We start from the raw sequence: 22,542 nt of genomic DNA on the forward strand, positions 1-22,542 counted from the left end.
TTATAACTCCATTTGGCCAACTTCCGTCAATGCAGAGATATATAGTTTAGCGTATTCTGGATTAACGCCTTCATCATGCATAGAAGTTTCAAATCGCCTTGCAACAGCCAATAGCTGTCCATAGTTATTTTGCCCTTCGCAAATACCCTGTTTTATGTCTTCATTAATGGGTAAGTGACTTAATGCTTCTTCTAAGTTTTGCTGAAGTATAGCACCTAGCATTGAGAATAAACCTGTTAGGTAATAACTGTCAATACTTCCTAAACCGTTATACTTAGCTAAACTTCTCATAAATATTGCGCGTATTCGAGCAATATTGAAGACTTCAGGCACCAAGTCTTCCAAAATTGACATCGAAACAAGTGTCGCCCAGGATTGAACGCGCTTCAAACCAAACAACATCATAACCTCTCTTAACGATGCGAAGTCAGGCATCCCAGATGATTTATATTGTTCAGCCATTTTCATAAGTTTATGGGTTAAACCAACATCTCTTTCAACAATTTCAATTAATTGTTCAATATGCAAATTATCATCTGCTACTTTCTCTAACAGTAAAACCAAATTATGCCTTCCGACATTTAACTGCTTACCAGAAACAATCTCTGGTTTAGCAAAAAAATATCCCTGAAAATAATCTGCACCCGCGTTTTTGCAAACATCAAACATTTCTTTGGTTTCAACACGTTCGGCCACGATTTGAACGTTTGTAACCTGCTTCACCTTGGAGAACAGAGCATGAATATTGTCAGGCTTCACATACTGCACATCAAACTTAATTATGTCGGCCATTTCTATTAACGGAAGCAGTCGTTTTTTAAAGATAAAGTCATCCAACGCAATTTTATAACCTAACTTTTTTAACCTTTTGATACCTTCTATAACTTCTTCAGTAGGAGGCACATCTTCAAGCACTTCAACGACAATGCCTTCACTGGCAAAGCAAGGGGGCTCAGTATTTAAAAAGAAATTTTCTGGAAAGTTAATAAAGGCCTGATTTTGACCAACAATATTTTGCAAGCCAAACCCCATCATGGAATTATTAATAACAACTGCTGTTGCATGATCAGCAGAGTCAAACACGGCTTCATTAGGCTTAAAGCCACCACGAAAAAGAAGCTCATAACCGAAGAGTTGACTGTCCCTATCCATTATCGGCTGACGACCGATAAAAAACTCACTATTTGCCATAAGAAACTGATTTTGCTTTGAAAAATTCTTATACTATCACTTTATATCAGTGACTATTATTAATAATAATTGTTCGACGATAAGCCAGAATAGTGGCAAGTATAAAGGAAGTGGTGACTGTTTTTTTACAGCCACCAAAATCAAAAGATTACTTATTAAGAACTTTCTTTAAAGCAGATACACAGAAAAGTACATTCTCTTCTTTTGCAGAAAAGCCCATCAGACCAATACGCCAAACTTTTCCTGCAAAATCACCTAATCCGGCACCAATTTCTAAATTATAGGTATTCAATAATTCCGAACGAACAGCTGCATCATCAACACCTTCTGGAATCCAAACCGAATTAAGTTGAGGTAAACGTACAGACTCATCTACAACAAAACCAATCCCCATTTCTTCCAAGCCAACTTTTAACTTATCGTGCATAGCCTTATGTCTTGCCCAAGCATTCTCAAGGCCTTCTTCTTGCAACATCAACAAAGATTCATGCAATGCATAAAGCGCGTTAATTGGTGCTGTATGGTGATAGGCACGTTTTGTACCTTGTCCCCAATAACCCATAACAAGATTTAAATCTAGGAACCAACTTTGTACTTTGGTCTTACGGTTGCGCACTTTATCCAAAGCTTTTTCACTAAAGCTAACTGGTGATAAACCAGGCGTACAAGACAAGCATTTTTGCGTTCCTGAGTAAATCGCATCAATTCCCCATTCATCAACGCGTAATTCAACACCGCCCAAAGAAGTCACTGCATCAACAATGCTTAAACAATCATGTTTACGAGCGATTTCACATAGGGTCTTTGCATCAGAGCAAGCACCAGTTGAAGTTTCTGCGTGAACAAATGCCAAAATCTTAGCATCTGGATTAGCAGCAAGGGTCTCATCAACTTTCTCAGCCGAAACAGCTTTACCCCAGTCATCATTAACTTCTACGCAAATTCCGCCTGCTCTTTCGACATTCTCCTTCATACGCATGCCGAACACACCATTGATGCATACAACAACTTTATCACCTGGCTCAACCAAGTTAGCAAAACAGGTTTCCATTCCCGCTGATCCAGGTGCAGAAACAGGCATCGTCATTTCATTTTCTGTTTGGAATGCATACTTCAGCATGGCTTTCACTTCATCCATCATGCCAACAAACGCAGGGTCTAAATGACCAATTGTTGGTCTTGCCATAGCTGACAAAATACGAGGGTGAACATCGGATGGGCCTGGTCCCATTAAAGTACGTACAGGTGGATTAAATGACTGCATAAAATAAATTCCCAATAAAATGGTTTAAAAAATTGATCTAGGTCAATTATAATTGGAAAAATGAATGTTGTTCAAGAATTATTACAAAGCTTCTCGCGGGAACAAATCATCGTAGATGATGAACAAAAAGCGCCATTTGAATGCGACGGTCTTTCTGCCTATAGAGAAAAGCCACTAGCAGTAGTGCTTCCTGCATCAATTGAAGAAGTACAGCTCGCACTTAACATTTGCCGAAAGTATAAAACGCCTGTTATTACAAGAGGTTCTGGTACAGGACTTTCTGGAGGCGCTCTGCCAACACAAGATGGCGTAGTGCTTGGTTTAAGCAAAATGAACCGCATTTTAAACATTGACCCACTAGCCAGAACTGCAGTTGTTGAGCCTGGCGTAAGAAACATTACCATCTCGCAAGAAGCTGCACCCCACAACCTCTATTATGCACCAGACCCCTCTTCTCAAGTAGCCTGCTCCATTGGTGGAAATGTTGCCGAAAATTCTGGCGGCGTACACTGCCTTAAATACGGCTTAACGGTTCATAATGTTTTAGCAATCAAAGTCATTACTCTAGATGGTGAAGAGCTAACTCTTGACTACAAAGACGACGGCATTGACTTGTTAGCTTTACTTAATGGTTCTGAAGGGCTACTGGGCATTATCGTTGAAATCAAAGTAAAACTTTTGCCAAAAGCTGAAGCTTCTCAACTTATTATGGCCGCTTTCCACAAGGTTAGTGACTGCGCGAATGCTGTGACAAATATTTTAAAATCCGGCATTATCCCCGCTGGCTTAGAAATGATGGATCAATTCTCCATTGAAGCCGCTGAAGCTTTTGCGCACGTTGGTTATCCGCTAGAAGCCGCGGCATTGCTACTCTGTGAAGTAGATGGCAACCAATATCAAGTGGAAGCTGATACCAAAAAAGTTTCCTCACTTCTCAATGAAAACGGCGCCTATTTATTAAAACTTTCCCAAAATGATGAAGAACGAATCGCTCTTTGGCAAGGTCGCAAAAATGCTTTCCCAGCTGTAGGGCGACTGTCTCCAGATTATTACTGCATGGACGGAACTATACCCAGAAATAAACTGGCGTATGTTTTAGATCAAATCGATGACATGTCCAAACGCTACGAGCTAAAAGTCGCCAACGTGTTTCACGCTGGTGATGGAAATCTACACCCTCTCATTCTGTATGATGCACAAATTCCAGGTGAACTCGAAAAAACAGAGCAGTTTGGCGCTGAGATTTTAAAACTCTGTATTGATGTCGGTGGCACCATAACAGGTGAACATGGCGTTGGCGTAGAGAAACTTGATTCTATGTGCCAACAATTTTCGGCACCAGAAATTGAAATTTTCCATCAAATCAAACAAGTATTTGATCCAGAAAACCTATTAAATCCTGGCAAAGCCGTCCCCACTCTACACCGTTGTGCTGAGCTTGGGCAAATGCACGTTCACCACGGCGAACTGCCTTTTGCACACTTGGAGCGCTTTTAATGTCTATAACGCACCTCCAAGAGCAGATCAAACAAGCTGCACACGAAAAACAGCGATTACAAATCATCGGCAATCAAAGCAAAGTTAGCCTTATTGACAACCACACACCATTAGAGATTGGGGGCTATACAGGAGTTACGAGCTACGACCCTGCCGAGCTAGTTGTCACCGTCAAAACCGGTACCAAAATAGCCGACTTACAACAGGAGTTAGCGCAACACAATCAAATGCTTGCTTTTGACACACCTGACTATGGTGATTCAACGATTGGTGGTAGCTACGCCTGCGGACTATCAGGTCCTTCGCAGCCTTTTTTTGGAGCTCTTAGAGATTTTGTTTTAGGCATCAAAATGATCGATGGAAAGGGGCAAGCCCTGACATTTGGTGGCGAAATGATCAAAAACGTCGCTGGGTATGATGTCGCGCGTATGTTGGTTGGCTCGAAAGGACTGTTTGGTGTCGTGACTGAAATTAGCTTGAAAGTTTTACCTCTCATGGAAGAAAAAACTTACTCGATGGAAATGGGACAAGCAGATGCCATCATCAAAATGAATGAAATGGCAGGAACTGCTTTGCCTATTTCCGGCTGCGCATATTATCAGGGCAAACTCTACTACCGCTTAATAGGTATTCACCCGCCACAATCTGCAATGCCAGAAGATAATACAATTTGGCAAAAGGTAAACCCTTTTAGACCCGAAATCAGTGGAAAACAAAAACTCTGGCGAGTCAGCATTGACTCAATGCATCCGCCAATACACAACACTCTATTAATTGATCAGGTTGGCGCAAGACGCTGGATTGTTAGTGAACACAAGCCGGATGTATCTCATGTGGATTTGTGGGATTTGCAAGACAAAAAACGCCGTCCATCTTTTGATTCTCATCCAAAAATTACTGACATTAAAAAGGGATTAAAGTCAGTTTTTGACCCTTACGGAATTTTCCATTAGAACAATGAAAACTGAACTTTCGAAAGACCTACTAGCAACCCCAGACGGACAAACCGCCGACAAAATTTTGCGTGCATGTGTTCATTGTGGGTTTTGTTTATCTGCTTGCCCAACTTATGGACTTCTCGGCGATGAGCTCGACTCTCCTCGAGGGCGAATTTATCTTATCAAGCAAGCATTAGAAGACAACAAAGTTTCGAATAATTCTTTAAAACACCTTGATCGCTGCTTAACCTGCCGTTCATGTGAAACTACTTGCCCATCTGGCGTTGAATATGGCCACCTACTCGATATTGGTCGAAAGGTGATGGAAGAAAAAAGTCCGCGACCATGGCATCAGCGCATCATTCGTTACACTTTGCGCACACTCCTTAACTCGCCAAAAACTTTTAATTTTTTAACCGCTTTAGCTCCTTGGACTAGACACCATCGCATCAATCAGAACTTACTAAGACAAACAGAATCCCAAGCCAATGTGCTTCATTCCTCCAAAAACATCTTATTAATTTCGGGATGTGTACAACCCGCTTTGGCTCCCAACATTAATTTGGCAACAAAAAATGTCTTGTACCGACTTGGTTATCACGTCACAGAAACACCACAATCTCAATGCTGTGGCTCTGTTAATCATCACCTTTCCGGCGAAGAGGATGCCTTGCGCCAAATAAAGAGCAACATTGATGCTTGGATAGAGCACCTTGACCAAGGTTTTGAAGCCATTATTTCAAATGCGAGTGGCTGTGGTGTCATGATTAAGGATTATGCACACCTATTAAAAAATGATTTAGACTATGCGGATAAAGCAAAACGCATAGTTGACCACACTTATGATATCTCAGAGTTTTTAGTCGACAAGGATTTGTCTCAGTTTAAAAGGGACACTAATCAACATATCGTATTCCAGTCACCTTGCACATTACAACATGGTCAAAAACTACCAGGCAGGGTTGAAACCTTATTATCAAACCTTGGTTTTACGCTTAGCCCTGTAAAGGATTCTCACCTCTGTTGTGGCTCCGCTGGCACCTATTCCATATTACAAAAAAAATTATCTTATCAACTTAGAGACAACAAGATTGAGTCGCTTTTAAAAGAAGCTCCCGAAATCATTGTTACTGCTAACATTGGGTGTTTGATGCACCTCCAAAAGGGGACAAGCACACCAGTTAAACATTGGATTGAACTTCTATAAAATATAGAAATCATACTACTTTTAGGAAACTGACTATGTCTGATATTGAAATTGCGCAACGCGCAGACATGAAACCCATTATCGGATTAGCTGCTGAGAAATTCGGGATTCCAGCAGAACACCTTGATCCTTATGGTCATTACAAAGCCAAACTCTCATTAGAGTATGTGGACAACCTATCTCACCAAACTCAAGAAGGTAAGCTTATTTTGGTGACGGCTATCAGTCCTACACCAGCTGGTGAAGGGAAAACCACTACAACGGTTGGTCTTGGCGATGCTTTAAATCGAATTGGTAAAAAAACAATTATGTGCTTAAGAGAACCTTCTCTTGGCCCTTGCTTTGGTATGAAGGGTGGCGCAGCAGGCGGTGGTTATTCGCAAGTTGTTCCAATGGAAGATATCAACCTTCACTTTACTGGAGACTTCCATGCGATTGGTGTAGCACACAACCTACTTGCTGCCATGATTGATAATCACATCAACCACGGCAATGCTTTAGACATAGACCCAAGACGCATAAAATGGAAGCGTGTCGTTGATATGAATGATCGGGCTTTGCGCCAGATCACCGTTGGCCAAGGTGGCCCTGCAAACGGTTATCTTCGTGAGGATGGATTCGACATCGTTGTGGCCTCTGAAGTGATGGCGATTCTTTGCTTGGCAACCAACCGTGCTGACCTCAAAGAACGCTTGGGGCGTATCGTCATTGGTTACAAAACTGACAAAGTGACGCCGGTATATGCGAGCGACCTGAAAGCACACGGAGCTATGGCTGCGTTATTAAAAGATGCAATCAAGCCTAATATCGTCCAAACTTTAGAAAACAACATTGCGTTAGTGCATGGTGGCCCATTTGCCAATATAGCACACGGCTGCAACTCAGTCACAGCAACAAAAACCGCATTAAAGCTGGCTGATTACGCCGTTACAGAAGCTGGGTTCGGAGCGGATTTAGGTGCAGAAAAATTCTTAAACATTAAATGTCGTTCGGCAAAACTTGCTCCATCAGCAGTTGTCATCGTCGCTACCGTTCGTGCACTTAAATTCCACGGTGGTGTTGATAGAATCCACCTCAACCAAGAAAATCTAGAAGCGGTTAACGATGGTTTTGAAAACTTAGAACGTCATATCATCAATGTCACACAAAACTTCAAACTACCTTGTGTCGTGTGCATCAATCACTTTACTTATGACACAGATGCCGAAACCGATATGGTGATTGAAAAATGTGCTGAATTAGGCATTAAGTGCGTTGTTTCAAAACATTGGGCTGAAGGTGGTGCTGGCGCAGAAATCTTGGCACAAGAAGTCATCAACTTAGTAGAAAACTCTACCATCACACCTGACAATCTTAATTTGCTATATCCTGATGACATGCCTATTTGGAACAAGATTCAAACCATCACCACCAAACTTTACGGTGCTTCTGGCATTACAGCGAGTGACAAGGTTAAAAACGACATTGCTGCTTTGCAGGAAAAATACGGCCACTTGCCTATCTGTATGGCAAAAACGCAAATGTCCTTTTCAACCAACCCTGACCTGAAAGGTGCGCCCAAAAACCATACCATTGAGATCAGTCAGGTAAAACTCGAACATGGTGCTGGGTTTATTGTTGCCATTGCAGGTAATATGATGACCATGCCAGGCCTACCTAAGACTCCAACTGCTGAAAAAATAGATATTGATGATAACGGTGTAATAACTGGACTTTTCTAAATATGAGGTAAGGATACGTTATAGAACTCACCAATTGAGAGTTCTATAACAACAAAAATAATTAAGAATTTTTGTCTTGTTGCTCAACTTGCTGCTGAGCTTCTTTTTGCGCTGTTCTTTCATCTTCTTCGTATTCATCATCCATGAAAATACTATTTGCTGCGCCATCAAGATCATCAAACTGGCCTGTCTTGCCCATGATAATAAAGACAACAACAGCCAAAAAACCAACCAATAACATTGCTGGAATTAAACCAAATACAACATCCATTACATCGCCTCTTGTCGTCTACGCTTACGTTTAGCAATCGCACGCTTGCTAAAGAATGTTCTTATTCTTGCTGCATTCCCAATAACTATCAAACTACTTAACGGCATAGTAACAGCAGCAATAAGTGGTGTCAGAGTCGCTGCCATAGCTAAAGGAACCAAAGTAAAATTATAAATGATACTGCTCGCAATATTTTGTTTGATCGTTCTTAAAGTACGTGCTGACAATTCTACTGCTGTGTCTATTGAAATAAGTTCATTGTTCAGCAAAACTATATCCGCACTATCCATCGAAATATCTGTTCCCGAACCCAAAGCAAATCCGACATCAGAACGAACCAATGCAGGCGCATCGTTAATACCATCACCTACCATTGCAACACGAGAACCTGACGCTTGTATTTGCTTAATTTTTTCGTGTTTATCTTCAGGTAGAACTTCAGCAATCACTTCCATACCGCCAAGTTTTTCTGCAACCGTTTTTGCGACTGCATAACGGTCTCCACTCAACAAAGTAACAGATTTACCTTTCTCTTTTAGACGTGAAATCAATTCCAATGCATCTGGTCTTAACTCATCTTCCAAGAAAAGTATGGCAACAATCTTGTTATCAAGTGCAACCCAGACAGAGGTTTGTCCTTTTTCTGCACGCTCTGCCTCTAAGCTTACAAAGATGTCTGGCATCTCAATATCATATTGCTTCAGCCATGTTGCAGTTCCCAATAAATAGTGCTGACCATGATAGCGTGCTTCAACACCACGTCCTGGGTGAGCCTGGAAGAAATCAAGTTCCAAGTTTTTATTTGCTAAATCCGAATACATACTATGCAAACTCTGACAAACGGCTTTAGCTAAACTATGCTCTGAGTGAAACTCAACTCTGTAAATGTCTTTCAATAGCGCATCTTTATCTTCAATGCCTTCAACAACATGACTATCAACCAACTTCATCTGACCTTTTGTCAAAGTACCCGTTTTATCGAATACAAAATGATTCACTTCGTTTAGTACTTCGAGCAATGCGCCATTTTTAATCAAGATTCCATGAGAAGCCGAGACTCCGGATGCGACCGCAGTGGCCATTGGAGTTGCCAAACCAAATGCACATGGGCAAGTGATAATCAACACTGAAGTTGCAGCAATCATTGCCGTTTCTAAGTTTGCTTCAACAATCCAATAAAGGAAACTCAACACAGATAAGGAAATAATAACCGTAACAAACCAAGGCATAATCCGTTCAGCAGTACATTGAATACTGGCTTTCGCACCTTGTGCCTCTTCCACCATTTCAACAATCTTACCAAGCATGGTTTCTTGCATAATAGCATCAACTTCTATGGTCAGTGAGCCATCAATATTTATGGTTCCAGCAGAAACTTTTGTCCCTTCTTGCTTAAAGACTTCCGTTGATTCACCACTCAACATCGCTTCATCGACATTACCCGTACCGGAAATAACCAAGCCATCCACTGGGATTTGATCTCCAGGCTTTACAATAACCAAGTCTTTCTTCTTAAGCCGAGTGACGGATACAACTTCAAAACCATCTTCCGTTTTTAACCGAGCGACCTTGGGCTGTAATTCAACCAAGCGGCGTGTTGCATCAACGGCCTTATTCTTTGAAATAGCTTCAATATAGCGCCCGATAAGTAGTAAAAAGATAAAATCCACCATGGTGTCGAAATAGACTTCACCTGGATGACTGGAATCAATTGTTACCCAAAACGAGTATAAATAAGTCGTAATCACCCCAAGCGAAATCGACACATCCATTCCGATGGTTCTCGACTTTAGCGATGTCATCGCACCTTGGAAAAAAGGTTTAGCTGAATAAAGAATTACAGTGGTCGCGATAATGAACTCAATCCAGTGGAAATAATTGCGGAACAGGCTCTCTTGATCAGCACCGGTGTATAGTGCAACCGAAAACCACATGACATTCATCATGGCAAAACCGGCAAAACCTAAACGATACAATAGATCACGATTCGCTTTTCGGAAAGCTTTTTGACTCGCGGATGCATCATAAGGCGTGGCATCATAACCAACCTTATTGAGCTTTTGAATAATTTCAGAAAGCTTGATTTTGTCATTATCCCAACGCAGCTTGATTTGCTTATTGGTAAAATTTACTTTTGCGAGTAAAACACCATCCATTTTTGCTAGCGTATGCTCTATTAACCAAATACAAGCTGCACAATGGATGGCTTCTGAGATGAGAGTAATTTCTCTTTTAGAGGTCAGTTTGGAAACATATTGAGCCTGAACTTCATCATAATCAAAAAAGGTTGCGTCTTTGCTTGGTGGTGGCGGTGGCGAAAGCAAATCGCCTTCGATAGTTCGCTTATAAAAGCTTTCCATTCCTGCTTCGTGGATCGCATCACAAACGCCCGCACACCCATGACAACAAAAAGAGTGTTCCACCCCTTTAATCGATTGAAGAACCAATTCGCCTTTTTCTATATGTTGACCACAATGGTAGCAGTTGTTTAAAATCACTTACTGACCTTTTCCTGTACCATAATAGAACGTCCAAGGTTAAAAACTTCTTTCCCTTTGGTAACTTCCATAACCAAATCGTATTTACCTTTTAACGGTAACTTAATCTTACCCTGATAAACCCCTGTTCCAGCTCCTGGCTTTAATGTGAGCTGACCGTCGTAATTTTTGTCAGAAGGTCGGTAATAGTAGAGAATTGCTGTATCGACATTCATAGCCTTCCCAGATTTATCTAAAACTGTGACATCGAAACTTTGATCCTTTCCCTGCGTCAAAATAGGCAAATCAATGTTTAACTTCCAGCCCAACTGTTTCATGTGTTCACGCATGGCAATGATTTTCCCCATATCTTTACCCTTCTCATAGTAGTCTGAGATGGTTAAGCCAGGCGCCGTTACAATAGCCATACTGACCATGAAAAAATTCACCGTCACTACAACAATAAGAATAGAGATCCAACCTATTACAAATGGGTTTTTCCAAGCAATACTCCAGTCACGTTTTTTCTCTGGAGTTAACATATTTTCTTGATTAGTTTCGGTCAAGGGTATTTCTCCTAAAAATAAAAAAGCCCTAGATTTCTAGGGCTATTATTATAAACTCATTTTTTTATTGATGATTATTGATTAGTCTGACGATAGTCTTGAATACTATCTGATTTTTGGACTAATAAACATGCTGTCATAATCTGCTTTTATAGCAGGCTTATTAGCATCTTGAACATGAATTTCTATAGGGGTATTCACCTCTTTCAAATCCTGTCTCGGAATACGCACCAATATTTCTGCTGTCCCCACTTCACCAGGAAGCACTCGTATTGTCTTATCGGCAATATACATTAATGATTTTGGACCCGTTACCGTTATTTTAGCTTCAAGCGGTTTATCTGTCTTATTAACCACTTTCGCGTAATACTTATTCTGAATGGTTCCATCACTCATTTGAACAAATAATGGCGCACGCTCATGCAGTACCTTTATATCTATTGGTGACATAGTCAGCAGACCCCAAACCAGCATTGCACCTGCAAGCCCCATTATTGATGAGTAAACTATAACGCGTGGTCGCTTAAATAAAGGAACAAATGGCTTACCTGCAAATTCCGCTAGAGATGCATAACGAATCAACCCTTTTGGCTTTTTAATTTTTTCCATAACTGAGTCACATGCATCAATACAAAGACCACATGTAATACAACCAAATTGTTGACCTTTACGAATATCAACGCCAGTCGGGCAAACGGCAACACACAAGTTACAGTCAATACAATCTCCCAATTGTGGCGCTTCTTCTCCTGGTTTAGCTCGTTTCATTCGTCCACGAGGCTCACCTCTATCCACATCATAAGTCGGAACGACTGTTTCAGTATCAATCATCGCACCGTGAATACGCGCATACGGGCAAAAACCAATACAGACTTGCTCACGAAGAAAACCTGCAAAAAATACAGTTGCTGCGCCTAACCCTAAAATAACGGTCGTTTCTGTATAGGTCCATTCAAACTTAAACAAGCGATACCAAAGATCAAATGCAGAGTCAAAATAGGCTACAAAAGAAAAACTTGTTAAAAAACCAATTACTCCCCAAATAATCCATTTAGGCAGTTTGATTCTTATTTTCTTAAAACTCAATGGCTCTTCATCTAATGCCTTTCTTTTATTAGGCTGACCTTCAATTTTTTCCTCAATCCATGTAAATGCATCTTCCCACACAGTTTGAAAGCAAGCGTAGCCACACCACAAACGCCCAGCCACAGCAGTTGAAGCAGCAAGAAGTAGTGCGAAAAACAGAAGAATCATTGCAAGCAACCAAATATCTTGCGGAAGAATGGTAATCCAAAAAATATGAAACTGACGATTAGCCAAGTCAAACAAAATTGCTTGATTGCCATCCCATCTAAGATATGGGGATAAGAAGAAAATAGACCATAACGCCATGACAATCCACTTCACATTTCGAAACATCCCAGACATACGTTTCGCATGGACAGTTCCTTCAGTATGGACCGTTAGGAGTTCTACCCCAATATTCTGCAAATTCTTGTTCGACACATCCATTTCATCGAGCATCGATGCCATTTTTGGTTCTGCATCATTTTTTACAGGGTTCTCATGGTCTGACATAAAAATTTCCTAATTGTTCGTTACAAAGTAAAAAATTGTATAAGAAACTTCACCAAATTACTAAGCAATGTTTCTTATACAATTTAATAGAATTCTTAATAAAAAAAGGCCTAATAAAATAGGCCTTTAACTGAATCACTAGCTTTCTGAGGAATCATCATCCTTCTTCTCAAGTCCTTCAATCCCTCTGGTGGCTTTGTAACCAAAACCAATCAAAGCTACAATAGACAAGACAAGCGCCCCAATTGAGATCCATAAAACAAAATCACTATTCAATTCATTCATATCCAACCTCCATTGATTTAAATCAATTTTGCTAAGCGAAAAAAAAGGAGAACCTAAGTTCTCCTCTCAAATCTATTGTCCACCACCTAATGAGTAAACATAAACTGCTAAGCGTTTAATATTCACATCAGGGTCTGGCAATCTTTCTTTAAAAGATGGCATAACTGCATTTCTTGTATGAGCAATTAACCGTCCATTTTTCTTAACGTTCACACCATATGTAATCGTTCTGATAATGTCATCTTTATCACCAGCGAAACGCCAAATATGATCCGTTAGGTTAGCTGCACCTGCTGGAGCCAAAGGCTTCCCAGCTGGACCGTGACAAGCGAAGCACATACCCTTAGTATATACAGCTTTACCAGCAGCAACACTTGGATCATTACCTTTACCGTTTGACAAGGCAATTACATAATCTGCAACGTGCTCAATATCTTGATCAGTTAGGTTACCCATCATCCCTTTTGCAGGCATATTACCGATACGACCATTAGTAATAGTCGCTTGGATTTGAGAAGGCTTACCACCCCATAACCAATCATCGTCTGCAAGAACCGGAAAGTTAGGATTCCCTTGTCCACCTGCACCATGGCAAGCCGCACAATAATCACCAAATAACATTTTTGATGTCTTAATGGCGTAGGTTTTCAAGTCTTTATCTTTGATAATTTGATCAACAGATAATGCTGCAAGCTTTTCTTCCTGATCAGCAAATTTTTTCTTACGCCAATCTTTTAGTACTTTGTAATCTTCGTGGTATTCACCCACCTGAGACCAACCAGCTAAACCTTTAGTATAAGAATGCTCTAGCGGAATAGTTGGGTAGTAAAGTGCATAAAACACAATCATTACAAAACTGGCATAAAAAGAAAGCATCCACCAAAGTGGTGGTGGGTTATCCAGTTCACGGAGATCTTCATCCCAAATATGCCCAGTATTCCCCTCATCTGGCCATGGATTATGATGTGCCATAGTTATTCTCCTCAGAATAATCAGATAATTTTAATCTTCGTCTAGTATTTTGTATTTTTCTTGCTCAAGCTCTTTCCTTTTACTCGGACGTAACGTTCTTGCAAAGGCAATGAGCATTCCAAAAAATACAACAAGCGTAATGGTTAATCCAATCCAATCTGAGGCGGTCATCGCGCCCCAGTTTGTTTCGAAATAAGCTGAAATTTTACTCACGGTATGACTTACTATCGTCAAGCTTAACCATAGTTCCTAGAACCTGTAGGTAAGCGACCAAAGCATCCATTTCAGTGTAACCTTTAATAGCCTTATCAGCATTTGCGATTTCAGCATCTGTATAAGGTACACCCAATTCACGCATCACTTTCAAGCGCTCAACCATATCGCGCTTAGTACCGAAGAAACTCTTCGAAATCGGGTTTTCAGCTAACCAAGGGTAAGCTGGCATAACAGATTCTGGAACCATATCCTGTGGACGCATCAAATGCATAATCTGCCACTCATTAGAATACTTCCCACCAACGCGAGCTAAATCAGGACCTGTACGTTTTGAACCCCATTGCATAGGATGATCGTACATTGATTCTGTAGCCAATGAGAAGTGACCATAACGTTCACGCTCATCACGGAAAGGACGAATCATCTGAGAGTGACAAATATAACAACCTTCACGAAGGTAAATATCACGGCCAGCTAACTCAAGAGGTGTATAAGGACGGACACCATCACCTGGTTTCCAGTCACCAATAACCCATTTACCATTTTTATCTTCTTTGTATAAAACCTTATCAGAAACCAACTTTCCATTGGCGTTCACAGTAAAAGTTCTATGCCAAACTAACTCAGGAAACTTATCGTTTTTTACGTTACCGTACTTATCTGTTTTTACAGTGTAATCAACTGCACTTTTGAGATAAAACAACGGCACAATTTCCACGATACCTGCGATAGACACCATAAGTGCGGTGGCTATAAACAACCCAAAGATATTTCTCTCTAGTCGTTCTTGTAAATTTCTAGGTTTACTATCTGACATGAGTCTATGCTCCTCAACTCATAATTTATCTAACTTGCGGAAGGCAATCAAGTCTTCCGCAATCCATCAGCAATTAAGCCTGAGCAGCTGCAACTGCTGAAGTTTGTCTTGATTCGGCTGTGCGAATTGTCATAACAATGTTATACAACATTACAACGGCACCAGAGAAGAACAAGAAGCCCCCTACTGTACGCATCACATAATAAGGATGCATCGCAGCGACTGATTCGGCAAAAGTATATGCCAACGTACCATACTCATCATAAGCACGCCACATCAAACCTTGCATAATCCCTGAAACCCACATCGCAACGATATAGAAAACAGTACCGATAGTTGCCAACCAGAAGTGGAAGTTAATCAACTTCATAGAATACATTTCTGTTTTCCAAAGCTTCATCACCATGTGGTAAATCGCACCGATTGACACCATAGCAACCCAACCTAACGCACCAGAGTGTACGTGACCGATTGTCCAGTCAGTATAGTGAGATAGAGCATTTACTGTTTTAGATGCCATAACAGGCCCTTCAAACGTTGACATTGCATAGAAAGCCAGCGAAATGATTAAGAAACGCAAGATATAGTCAGTACGCAATCTGTCCCAAGCACCTGAAAGTGTCAACATACCGTTCAATGCACCACCCCATGAAGGAATGATCATCGCCAAAGAGATAACCGCACCCAAAGATCCAGTCCAATCAGGCAACGCAGTATATTGCAAATGGTGAGCACCCAACCAAACATAACCAAACATCAGTGCCCAGAAGTGGATAACTGATAGTCTGTAAGAGTAAATTGGACGTTGCGCTTGCTTAGGTACGAAATAGTACATGATTGCAAGGAAACCAGCAGTTAGGAAGAAACCTACCGCATTATGTCCCCACCACCATTGAATCATGGCATCTTGAACACCAGAGAACAATGAATATGAGCGGAACAATGAAACAGGAATCGCCAATCCATTTACCACATATAGGTAAGTAATCGCGATCATCATTCCAAGGAAGAACCAGTTAGATACATAAACGTTCGGATGCGTTTCTTTATTTCTACCTGCGATTGTCATCACGAAGTTCAAAGTATAAAGCGTCCAAACAAGTGCTACTGCAATCGCCAATGGCCACTCTTGTTCATGATATTCTTTACCCGTTGTCATACCTAGTGAAATAGTGACTACAACAGCCAACAGTCCAATTGTATATAGCACTGCTGTTACCCATGCCAAGCCATTGCTCCATAGCTTGATACCATTGGTACGCTGCACCGTATAGAAGGCTGTTGCCATCAAAGTCATACCACCAAAGGCAAAAATAACCGTATTGGTATGCATTACACGCAATCTAGCAAATGTAATCTCAGGAATATCAAAGTTTAAAACCGGCCAAGCAAGCTCTGCTGCGGCGTAAGTACCAAACAAGGTACCGACTACCAAAAACACAACTGCACCAACCGTCAGGTACTTAACCACACCGTTGTCATATTGTGGCTTTGCCATAGTATCCATTAGCTGGATCCCCCTTTTAGTCAAAATTAATTCAACTCCAATCGATAAATGAAATTGAGTGTTGAAATCTCCTCAAGCGGCATTATATACATTTATCAAAATAATGCTCATTCCAAAGCAACTAAAAAATTAATGTACATCAAGAAAAACCGCAGAAACTTCAATACTTTCTTCATTTTCAAAAGAAGCTTCACATCCATTAACGCGGCAATTATCTCAAAGAACCCCTTTAATTTCAGCTCTATTCACTACAAAATTTTTTTATGCCTCATATTAGCTTTTCTTAATTCTTTTTAAGATTCATCGACTCAAACGTTATTACTCTTTTCTTTTCATAGAACTAGAGAACAATTCAAACCCAACAACTTTCCCAGAAAAACACTATAATAGTCGCCAATAAAATCTTAAGTTAAAACATTAGGACTCCGCTATGCGTCATGCACTCATTGAAAGAGACACACTTGAAACACAAATAAAAGTTTCGGTCAATTTAGACGGTACAGGTAAGGCAGAGCTAAAAACAGGTGTTCCTTTTTTAGAACACATGCTTGACCAAATTGCCCGCCACGGATTAATTGATCTAGACATCGAAGCCAATGGTGACACGCATATTGACGACCACCATACTGTAGAAGATATTGGTATTTCACTTGGCATGGCTCTCAAAGAAGCTGTTGGCGACAAGAAAGGTATTCAGCGTTATGGACATGCTTATGTCCCGCTAGACGAGGCCCTATCAAGAGTTGTTATTGATCTATCCGGCAGACCTGGATTTGTTTTCAATGCCGACTTCACAAAAGGTTCCATAGGAAATTTTGATACCGAACTCGTCTATGAGTTTTTTCAAGGGTTTGTTAATCATGCACAAGTTACATTGCATATAGATTGCTTGAGAGGTCATAACGCTCACCATCAGGCTGAGACAATCTTTAAAGCTTTTGGCCGCGCACTAAGAATGGCCCTTACACATGACGAACGCATGGCTGGCGTTCTACCTTCTACGAAAGGTGCGCTTTAAATGGCAGCATTGAAACAAGTTGTTGTTGTGGATTATGGCATGGGCAACCTGCGCTCAGTTGCCAAAGCTGCTGAGCATGTTGCTAACGACCAGACAAAAATCCTTATCTCTAATCACCCACAAGACATAGATTCTGCTGACGCCGTTATTTTTCCAGGTCAAGGTGCTGCAAAAGCCTGCATGCAAGCTTTAAATGAAACAGGTATGATTCATAGCCTACAAAAAGCAGCTCAAGAAAAACCTTTTCTCGGTATCTGCATGGGGCTACAAGTTTTAATGACTCACAGCCAGGAAAACAACGGTATTAACTGCATGAATGTTTTAAAGGGTGATGTTGTTCAGTTTGACTTAACAAAGCATCCTGAGTTAAAAATGCCTCATATGGGTTGGAACCAAATCCATCAAACCCAAGACCACCCTATTTGGCATAAAATTCCGCAAGACAGTCGTTTCTACTTTGTACACAGTTATTATGTCGCACCAGAAGAAACAGATATTGTGGCTGGCGAAACAACACACGGCACGAAATTTACGTCCGCAATCGCAAAAGACAATCTATTTGCCATACAAGCTCACCCTGAAAAAAGTGCAGAATCAGGGCTACAGTTATTCAAAAACTTTTTAAGCTGGCAACCGTAAAACAGTTTATTAAATTTCAAAGGTTCAAACTTACTCACTATGTTATTAATTCCTGCTATCGATTTAAAAGACGGTCAATGCGTAAGACTGCGCCAAGGCATTATGGAAGACGCTACAGTTTTTTCAGGTGACATCGTTGCCATGGCACAGCGCTGGGTTAATGAAGGTGCAAGACGCTTGCACATGGTTGATCTTAATGGTGCTTTCGAAGGCAAGCCCGTTAATGGCGAAGCCGTTTACCAAGTTAGAGAGCATTTTCCAGAGCTTCCTATCCAGATAGGTGGTGGTATTCGCGACTTAAAAACCATTGAAGCTTACCTGAACGCGGGTGTCAGCTATTGCATTATAGGAACCAAAGCCGTTCACAACCCAGAATTTGTTGCCGAAGCTTGCCAAGCTTTTCCAGGGCATATAATGGTTGGCCTTGATGCTAAAGAAGGCATGGTTGCTATCAATGGCTGGGCTGAAGTCACCGAGCATCACGTAGCAACACTTGGAAAACAATTTGAAGACGATGGCGTGGATGCGATCATCTACACGGACATCGGTCGAGATGGCATGATGCAAGGTGTTAACATTGAAGCAACACAACAACTTGCTCAGGCTTTAAACATTCCTATCATTGCTTCTGGCGGCATCACCAACCTAGACGACATCAAAGCACTGGCAACCATAGAACAAGATGGCGTTATCGGTGCCATTACTGGTCGCGCTATCTATGAAGGCACGCTTGACTTTAAAGAAGGTCAATCCTTGTCTGACCAATTATCACAAAGCGCAAACTAGGAAGATATATGAGTTTAGCAAAACGCATCATTCCATGCTTAGACGTTGATAACGGTCGCGTCGTTAAAGGCGTACAATTTGTCGACATAAGAGATGCTGGCGATCCTGTGGAAGTCGCTAAACGCTATGATGAACAAGGGGCAGATGAAATCACCTTTTTGGATATCACTGCCACGTCTGACGACCGTGCAACCATGGTACACGTAGTCGAAGAAGTCGCTAGCCAAGTCTTTATTCCACTTACTGTCGGTGGCGGTATTCGTACACTTGAAGACATCCGAAGAATGCTCAATGCCGGTGCTGATAAAGTTGCCATTAATTCCGCAGCAATTTTCAATCCAGCTTTTGTGCAAGAAGCCTGTGACACCTTTGGTTCTCAGTGTATCGTAGTTGCCATTGACGCCAAAAAAGTAAGTCTACCAGGAGATCCAGACAGATGGGAAATCTTCACTCATGGTGGTCGCAGAGAAACAGGTATTGACGCCATTGAATGGGCCCAAAAAATGCAAGAACTTGGCGCAGGCGAACTGTTAGTCACTAGCATGGATAGAGACGGCACTAAGATCGGTTTTGACCTAGCGCTTACCCGTAGCATTTCCGATTCTGTCAACATTCCCGTAATTGCTTCAGGTGGCGTTGGCGAACTTTCTCACCTCACCGAAGGGGTGGTTTCAGGTCATGCAGAAGCCGTACTGGCAGCAAGCATCTTCCACTTTGGACAACACACTGTCCAAGAAGCCAAACAAGCCATGCAGAAAGCTGGCATTGAGGTACGACTATGAGCGAACTACTGCAAAAACTTGATGACGTTTTAGAAAACAGAAAACTAGAATCTGCTGATGACTCTTACGTTGCCAGCCTTTACCATAAAGGTCTGGACAAAATCTTAAAGAAAATCGGCGAAGAAGCGACTGAAACCGTTATGGCCGCAAAAGACTGTGACGGCGCTTCAGATAAATCACATTTAATCTACGAAGTAACAGATCTTTGGTTTCACTCATTAGTACTGTTACATCAACAAGGACTTTCAAGCCAAGACATTCTTCTTGAACTTGAAAGACGCTTTGGACTATCAGGCCATGTTGAAAAAGCCAACCGCAGCGAATAAAATTTAACCCCCTTAATCTTTCTTTGCCTTCGCCATCAAAAGTGGCTTGAACAAAAAGGTTAAACACTCTCACAAGGAAGCATCATGACCTCTGAAAAAAGTATTTTTAGCAAAATCATCGATAAGGAATTACCAGCAGAAATTCTTTACGAAGATGATAAGTGCATCGTTATTCGTGATATCAATCCGAAAGCGCGCATCCACTTGCTCGTCATTCCAAAAAAACCTATCGCCACACTATTTGATTTATCTCCTGAAGATAAAGATTTGATGGGACATATGATGCTGCTTTTACCTCAGCTAGCAGAATCTCAAGGATTGGACGGTTTCCAAACGCGCATCCATACTGGAGAAAGCGGTGGGCAAGAAGTTTTTCACATCCATATTCACTTAATGGGAAACTAAAGCATTAAAAGCTTTAAACAAGTCATAAACTTTTTTTAACAAAATCGTCCCTTTAAAAGCGACTTTTTTGTACGTTAAATTATTGACTCTGCTAATATTAGCAATCAATTTTTTGAACCCCTATTAAAAATGCGTTCAACCACTGGAGAAATAGAATGGGCATTAGTATTTGGCAATTATTAATTATCTTGGCTATCGTTTTGGTTTTATTTGGCGCCAAGCGTCTTCGCAACGTAGGTTCAGACCTCGGTGGTGCTATCAAAGGCTTCAAAAACGCTGTTAAAGAAGAAGAAGCTAAAGAAGACGAAAAAGCAGCTTCCGAGCAAAAGCTTGAACAAAAAGATGGTGAAAACGTCTTTGATGTTAAAGCCGAAGAGAAAAAAGAAAAGCCTGACGCTTAATTCGTTAAGCGCCATCTTTCTTTAATTTTGCTGCTTCTCAATCATGTTTGATATTGGCTTCATGGAAATTCTGGTCGTTCTGATCGTGGCGTTAATCGTCATCGGTCCTGAACGCATGCCAGAAGTTGCCCGTAAAATCGGACAATTCATGGGTAAAACCAAGCGTTTTATCAATAGCATGAAAGAAGACAGTGAAATCAGCTCGGCTATGCGAGAAATTCACGAGGCCGTCAACCTTGATGAAGAGAAAAAGCAGCTAGAATCTGTTACTGAAGAATTGCAAGATGACTTCTCTCAAATGCACCAAGAATGGGGAATTGAAGAAGAAATTTCTCGTCCAACCTTTGGTGGCGAAGAACCTGCAAGCTATACAGACAGTCAGTTTAACAAGGCGCCACAACAACCTGCTTTGCCTGATTCTGATCAAAGCAAAAAAGAGACTAAAACTAGCGATACAACAAGCAGTTCGGAAAAATCGTCAGTACAAACAGACTCAACTCCTAGCAAAGAAACCACTTCGATTACGCAACAAGAGAAAGCCTAGACCATGAGTTCATCAGCACTACCACCTCATGATCAGGAAATGACCCTCGTTCAGCACCTGCTTGAATTGAGAAATGCCATGACCAAAGGCATTCTCGCTATATTAGTTGCTTTTTTTGCACTCTTCCCGTTTGCTAACGACCTCTACACCTATATTTCAGAACCTCTAACTCGTTTTTTACCTGCCGGAACGAGCATGATAGCAACAGGGGTTGCATCACCTTTTTTAACCCCTTTTAAATTAAGCTTGGTGCTTGGTGTTTACGTCGCTATGCCAGTATTGCTGTATCAGGCTTGGCGCTTTATCGCTCCTGCTCTCTATAAGCATGAACAACAACTGGTCGCTCCAATTCTGTTTTTTAGCTCCTTCTTGTTTTATGCAGGTGGCGCTTTTGCTTTCTATGTCGTTTTCCCATTGGTTTTTGGCTTCTTATCGACCACTGCACCTCATGGCGTCACCATCGCAACTGACATTTCGCTCTATCTTGATTTTGTAATTAAGATGTTCTTCGCATTTGGCGTTGCGTTTGAAGTTCCTATTGTCGTGGTAATTCTTATTCTGACAGGCATGGTTTCCGCCGAAAAATTAACACACGCTCGCCCTTATATTATTGTTGCTGCCTTTGTCATTGGTATGCTATTGACGCCTCCAGATATCGTCTCTCAAACAATGCTGGCTGTGCCAATGTGGTTACTTTACGAAACTGGTGTGATTGTTGGTGGCAAGGTTAAAAAGAGTCGCGACAAAGCCAAAGCACGACGCGAAGCTAAAGCTGGAAAGTCAGATACAGAACAAGACAAGCCGAAGTCTAATGCTGCTGCTTCAGGTACAACTGAATCTTCATCTGTAGCACCAAACCCAGTCCCTGATAACATCGAATTTGATGATCGTTATGCAGATCAAAATGAGCCGCTCGATAGCTTAGAGAATGATGAAGATTGGGATAAAACTTTTGATGAAATTGACTCAGAATTTGAAGCTCTGGAAAATGACTATAAAAAACGTCAGAAAGCAGAAGAAGACTCAAAAACAAATGACGATCAACAAAGTGAGTCAAAAGATGAAACTGAGCAAGGCAACTCTGAAAATGAAGCTAAAGATGACGCTTCAGAAGAGAAGCCTAAATCTTAAAAT

General features: G+C 41.1%; 24 protein-coding genes. 13 read left to right on the plus strand and 11 right to left on the minus strand.

The features are described from left to right. The gene (locus N745_RS0109865; RefSeq protein ID WP_024851958.1) at positions 1 to 1,191 is read right to left on the minus strand and encodes an EAL and HDOD domain-containing protein; all 1,191 of its coding nucleotides are present in this window, start codon (positions 1,189 to 1,191) and stop codon (positions 1 to 3) included. 148 nt (positions 1,192 to 1,339) lie between these two features. Further along, entirely contained in the window at positions 1,340 to 2,455 is a 1,116-nt protein-coding gene (locus N745_RS0109870) for a pyridoxal-phosphate-dependent aminotransferase family protein (protein ID WP_024851959.1), read from the minus strand. 60 nt (positions 2,456 to 2,515) lie between these two features. Here N745_RS0109870 and N745_RS0109875 point away from each other — a divergent pair, with 60 nt between their 5' ends. The 4 genes from N745_RS0109875 to N745_RS0109890 are packed head-to-tail and all read left to right on the plus strand — an operon-like array spanning position 2,516 to position 7,818. Continuing rightward, positions 2,516 to 3,952, plus strand: coding sequence for an FAD-linked oxidase C-terminal domain-containing protein (locus N745_RS0109875; protein WP_024851960.1), 1,437 nt, complete (start codon positions 2,516 to 2,518; stop codon positions 3,950 to 3,952). After that, complete coding sequence (locus N745_RS11995; protein WP_024851961.1) at positions 3,952 to 4,905, plus strand: FAD-binding protein; 954 nt, start codon at positions 3,952 to 3,954, stop codon at positions 4,903 to 4,905. The genes N745_RS0109875 and N745_RS11995 overlap by 1 nt, the downstream gene beginning before the upstream one ends. Positions 4,906 to 4,909: 4 nt before the next feature. After that, positions 4,910 to 6,097 carry a glycolate oxidase subunit GlcF gene (gene glcF / locus N745_RS0109885; RefSeq protein ID WP_024851962.1) on the plus strand — a complete coding sequence of 396 codons (1,188 nt, stop codon included), beginning with the start codon at positions 4,910 to 4,912 and terminating at the stop codon, positions 6,095 to 6,097. 35 nt (positions 6,098 to 6,132) lie between these two features. After that, positions 6,133 to 7,818, plus strand: coding sequence for a formate--tetrahydrofolate ligase (locus tag N745_RS0109890; RefSeq protein WP_024851963.1), 1,686 nt, complete (start codon positions 6,133 to 6,135; stop codon positions 7,816 to 7,818). Positions 7,819 to 7,879: 61 nt separating this feature from the next. Here the strand turns inward: N745_RS0109890 and ccoS are convergent, their stop codons facing one another. From ccoS to ccoN, 9 genes are all read right to left on the minus strand, one after another. Further along, positions 7,880 to 8,089: a cbb3-type cytochrome oxidase assembly protein CcoS gene (gene ccoS, locus N745_RS0109895; RefSeq protein WP_024851964.1), complete on the minus strand. Its 210-nt coding sequence runs from the start codon at positions 8,087 to 8,089 to the stop codon at positions 7,880 to 7,882. After that, positions 8,089 to 10,587 carry a heavy metal translocating P-type ATPase gene (locus N745_RS0109900; protein ID WP_024851965.1) on the minus strand — a complete coding sequence of 833 codons (2,499 nt, stop codon included), beginning with the start codon at positions 10,585 to 10,587 and terminating at the stop codon, positions 8,089 to 8,091. The genes ccoS and N745_RS0109900 overlap by 1 nt, the downstream gene beginning before the upstream one ends. After that, complete coding sequence (locus tag N745_RS0109905) at positions 10,584 to 11,132, minus strand: FixH family protein (protein WP_024851966.1); 549 nt, start codon at positions 11,130 to 11,132, stop codon at positions 10,584 to 10,586. The genes N745_RS0109900 and N745_RS0109905 overlap by 4 nt, the downstream gene beginning before the upstream one ends. 105 nt (positions 11,133 to 11,237) lie before the next feature. After that, a complete protein-coding gene (ccoG, locus tag N745_RS0109910; protein WP_024851967.1) occupies positions 11,238 to 12,710 on the minus strand; it encodes a cytochrome c oxidase accessory protein CcoG in 1,473 nt (490 codons plus the stop codon). Between the two features lie 138 nt (positions 12,711 to 12,848). Beyond that, positions 12,849 to 12,995 (minus strand): hypothetical protein, encoded by a 147-nt coding sequence (locus N745_RS12690; RefSeq protein ID WP_169729911.1) that lies wholly within the window; start codon positions 12,993 to 12,995, stop codon positions 12,849 to 12,851. Positions 12,996 to 13,067: 72 nt separating this feature from the next. Then, positions 13,068 to 13,967: a cytochrome-c oxidase, cbb3-type subunit III gene (ccoP, locus tag N745_RS0109920; RefSeq protein ID WP_024851968.1), complete on the minus strand. Its 900-nt coding sequence runs from the start codon at positions 13,965 to 13,967 to the stop codon at positions 13,068 to 13,070. A gap of 30 nt (positions 13,968 to 13,997) precedes the next feature. Beyond that, the gene (locus tag N745_RS0109925) at positions 13,998 to 14,180 is read right to left on the minus strand and encodes a hypothetical protein (RefSeq protein ID WP_024851969.1); all 183 of its coding nucleotides are present in this window, start codon (positions 14,178 to 14,180) and stop codon (positions 13,998 to 14,000) included. Further along, positions 14,173 to 15,000, minus strand: a complete 828-nt coding sequence (ccoO, locus tag N745_RS0109930; RefSeq protein WP_024851970.1) for a cytochrome-c oxidase, cbb3-type subunit II — start codon at positions 14,998 to 15,000, stop codon at positions 14,173 to 14,175. Before ccoO ends, N745_RS0109925 begins: the two co-directional genes overlap by 8 nt. Positions 15,001 to 15,073: 73 nt before the next feature. Then, positions 15,074 to 16,507, minus strand: coding sequence for a cytochrome-c oxidase, cbb3-type subunit I (ccoN, locus tag N745_RS0109935; RefSeq protein WP_024851971.1), 1,434 nt, complete (start codon positions 16,505 to 16,507; stop codon positions 15,074 to 15,076). Positions 16,508 to 16,937: 430 nt separating this feature from the next. Between ccoN and hisB the strand changes: the two genes are divergently transcribed. From hisB to tatC, 9 genes are all read left to right on the plus strand, one after another. After that, the gene (hisB, locus tag N745_RS0109940) at positions 16,938 to 17,525 is read left to right on the plus strand and encodes an imidazoleglycerol-phosphate dehydratase HisB (RefSeq protein WP_024851972.1); all 588 of its coding nucleotides are present in this window, start codon (positions 16,938 to 16,940) and stop codon (positions 17,523 to 17,525) included. Next, positions 17,526 to 18,164 carry an imidazole glycerol phosphate synthase subunit HisH gene (gene hisH, locus N745_RS0109945; RefSeq protein WP_024851973.1) on the plus strand — a complete coding sequence of 213 codons (639 nt, stop codon included), beginning with the start codon at positions 17,526 to 17,528 and terminating at the stop codon, positions 18,162 to 18,164. A 39-nt stretch (positions 18,165 to 18,203) separates the two neighbouring features. Continuing rightward, positions 18,204 to 18,950 (plus strand): 1-(5-phosphoribosyl)-5-[(5-phosphoribosylamino)methylideneamino]imidazole-4-carboxamide isomerase, encoded by a 747-nt coding sequence (hisA, locus tag N745_RS0109950; protein ID WP_024851974.1) that lies wholly within the window; start codon positions 18,204 to 18,206, stop codon positions 18,948 to 18,950. A gap of 8 nt (positions 18,951 to 18,958) precedes the next feature. After that, positions 18,959 to 19,732, plus strand: coding sequence for an imidazole glycerol phosphate synthase subunit HisF (gene hisF / locus N745_RS0109955; protein WP_024851975.1), 774 nt, complete (start codon positions 18,959 to 18,961; stop codon positions 19,730 to 19,732). Next, the gene (locus N745_RS0109960; protein ID WP_024851976.1) at positions 19,729 to 20,058 is read left to right on the plus strand and encodes a phosphoribosyl-ATP diphosphatase; all 330 of its coding nucleotides are present in this window, start codon (positions 19,729 to 19,731) and stop codon (positions 20,056 to 20,058) included. Before hisF ends, N745_RS0109960 begins: the two co-directional genes overlap by 4 nt. Positions 20,059 to 20,142: 84 nt before the next feature. After that, the gene (locus tag N745_RS0109965; RefSeq protein ID WP_024851977.1) at positions 20,143 to 20,463 is read left to right on the plus strand and encodes a histidine triad nucleotide-binding protein; all 321 of its coding nucleotides are present in this window, start codon (positions 20,143 to 20,145) and stop codon (positions 20,461 to 20,463) included. A 155-nt stretch (positions 20,464 to 20,618) separates the two neighbouring features. Further along, positions 20,619 to 20,864: a Sec-independent protein translocase subunit TatA gene (gene tatA, locus N745_RS0109970; RefSeq protein ID WP_024851978.1), complete on the plus strand. Its 246-nt coding sequence runs from the start codon at positions 20,619 to 20,621 to the stop codon at positions 20,862 to 20,864. Positions 20,865 to 20,907: 43 nt separating this feature from the next. Continuing rightward, positions 20,908 to 21,408 carry a Sec-independent protein translocase protein TatB gene (tatB, locus tag N745_RS0109975; protein ID WP_024851979.1) on the plus strand — a complete coding sequence of 167 codons (501 nt, stop codon included), beginning with the start codon at positions 20,908 to 20,910 and terminating at the stop codon, positions 21,406 to 21,408. A gap of 3 nt (positions 21,409 to 21,411) precedes the next feature. Beyond that, positions 21,412 to 22,539 (plus strand): twin-arginine translocase subunit TatC, encoded by a 1,128-nt coding sequence (tatC, locus tag N745_RS0109980; RefSeq protein ID WP_024851980.1) that lies wholly within the window; start codon positions 21,412 to 21,414, stop codon positions 22,537 to 22,539. Positions 22,540 to 22,542 lie beyond the last annotated feature (3 nt).

This window comes from Hydrogenovibrio kuenenii DSM 12350 (assembly GCF_000526715.1).
GTDB classification, from domain to species: Bacteria; Pseudomonadota; Gammaproteobacteria; order Thiomicrospirales; family Thiomicrospiraceae; genus Hydrogenovibrio; species Hydrogenovibrio kuenenii.

Bases quoted from the DNA above. Each gene is read 5' to 3' on its own strand.
- N745_RS0109865 (WP_024851958.1), bottom strand. From the start codon at position 1,191: ATGGCAAATAGTGAGTTTTTTATCGGTCGTCAGCCGATAATGGATAGG.
- N745_RS0109870 (WP_024851959.1), bottom strand. From the start codon at position 2,455: ATGCAGTCATTTAATCCACCTGTACGTACTTTAATGGGACCAGGCCCA.
- N745_RS0109875 (WP_024851960.1), top strand. From the start codon at position 2,516: ATGAATGTTGTTCAAGAATTATTACAAAGCTTCTCGCGGGAACAAATC.
- N745_RS11995 (WP_024851961.1), top strand. From the start codon at position 3,952: ATGTCTATAACGCACCTCCAAGAGCAGATCAAACAAGCTGCACACGAA.
- glcF (WP_024851962.1), top strand. From the start codon at position 4,910: ATGAAAACTGAACTTTCGAAAGACCTACTAGCAACCCCAGACGGACAA.
- N745_RS0109890 (WP_024851963.1), top strand. From the start codon at position 6,133: ATGTCTGATATTGAAATTGCGCAACGCGCAGACATGAAACCCATTATC.
- ccoS (WP_024851964.1), bottom strand. From the start codon at position 8,089: ATGGATGTTGTATTTGGTTTAATTCCAGCAATGTTATTGGTTGGTTTT.
- ccoG (WP_024851967.1), bottom strand. From the start codon at position 12,710: ATGTCAGACCATGAGAACCCTGTAAAAAATGATGCAGAACCAAAAATG.
- N745_RS12690 (WP_169729911.1), bottom strand. From the start codon at position 12,995: ATGAATGAATTGAATAGTGATTTTGTTTTATGGATCTCAATTGGGGCG.
- ccoP (WP_024851968.1), bottom strand. From the start codon at position 13,967: ATGGCACATCATAATCCATGGCCAGATGAGGGGAATACTGGGCATATT.
- ccoO (WP_024851970.1), bottom strand. From the start codon at position 15,000: ATGTCAGATAGTAAACCTAGAAATTTACAAGAACGACTAGAGAGAAAT.
- ccoN (WP_024851971.1), bottom strand. From the start codon at position 16,507: ATGGATACTATGGCAAAGCCACAATATGACAACGGTGTGGTTAAGTAC.
- hisB (WP_024851972.1), top strand. From the start codon at position 16,938: ATGCGTCATGCACTCATTGAAAGAGACACACTTGAAACACAAATAAAA.
- hisH (WP_024851973.1), top strand. From the start codon at position 17,526: ATGGCAGCATTGAAACAAGTTGTTGTTGTGGATTATGGCATGGGCAAC.
- hisA (WP_024851974.1), top strand. From the start codon at position 18,204: ATGTTATTAATTCCTGCTATCGATTTAAAAGACGGTCAATGCGTAAGA.
- hisF (WP_024851975.1), top strand. From the start codon at position 18,959: ATGAGTTTAGCAAAACGCATCATTCCATGCTTAGACGTTGATAACGGT.
- N745_RS0109960 (WP_024851976.1), top strand. From the start codon at position 19,729: ATGAGCGAACTACTGCAAAAACTTGATGACGTTTTAGAAAACAGAAAA.
- N745_RS0109965 (WP_024851977.1), top strand. From the start codon at position 20,143: ATGACCTCTGAAAAAAGTATTTTTAGCAAAATCATCGATAAGGAATTA.
- tatA (WP_024851978.1), top strand. From the start codon at position 20,619: ATGGGCATTAGTATTTGGCAATTATTAATTATCTTGGCTATCGTTTTG.
- tatB (WP_024851979.1), top strand. From the start codon at position 20,908: ATGTTTGATATTGGCTTCATGGAAATTCTGGTCGTTCTGATCGTGGCG.
- tatC (WP_024851980.1), top strand. From the start codon at position 21,412: ATGAGTTCATCAGCACTACCACCTCATGATCAGGAAATGACCCTCGTT.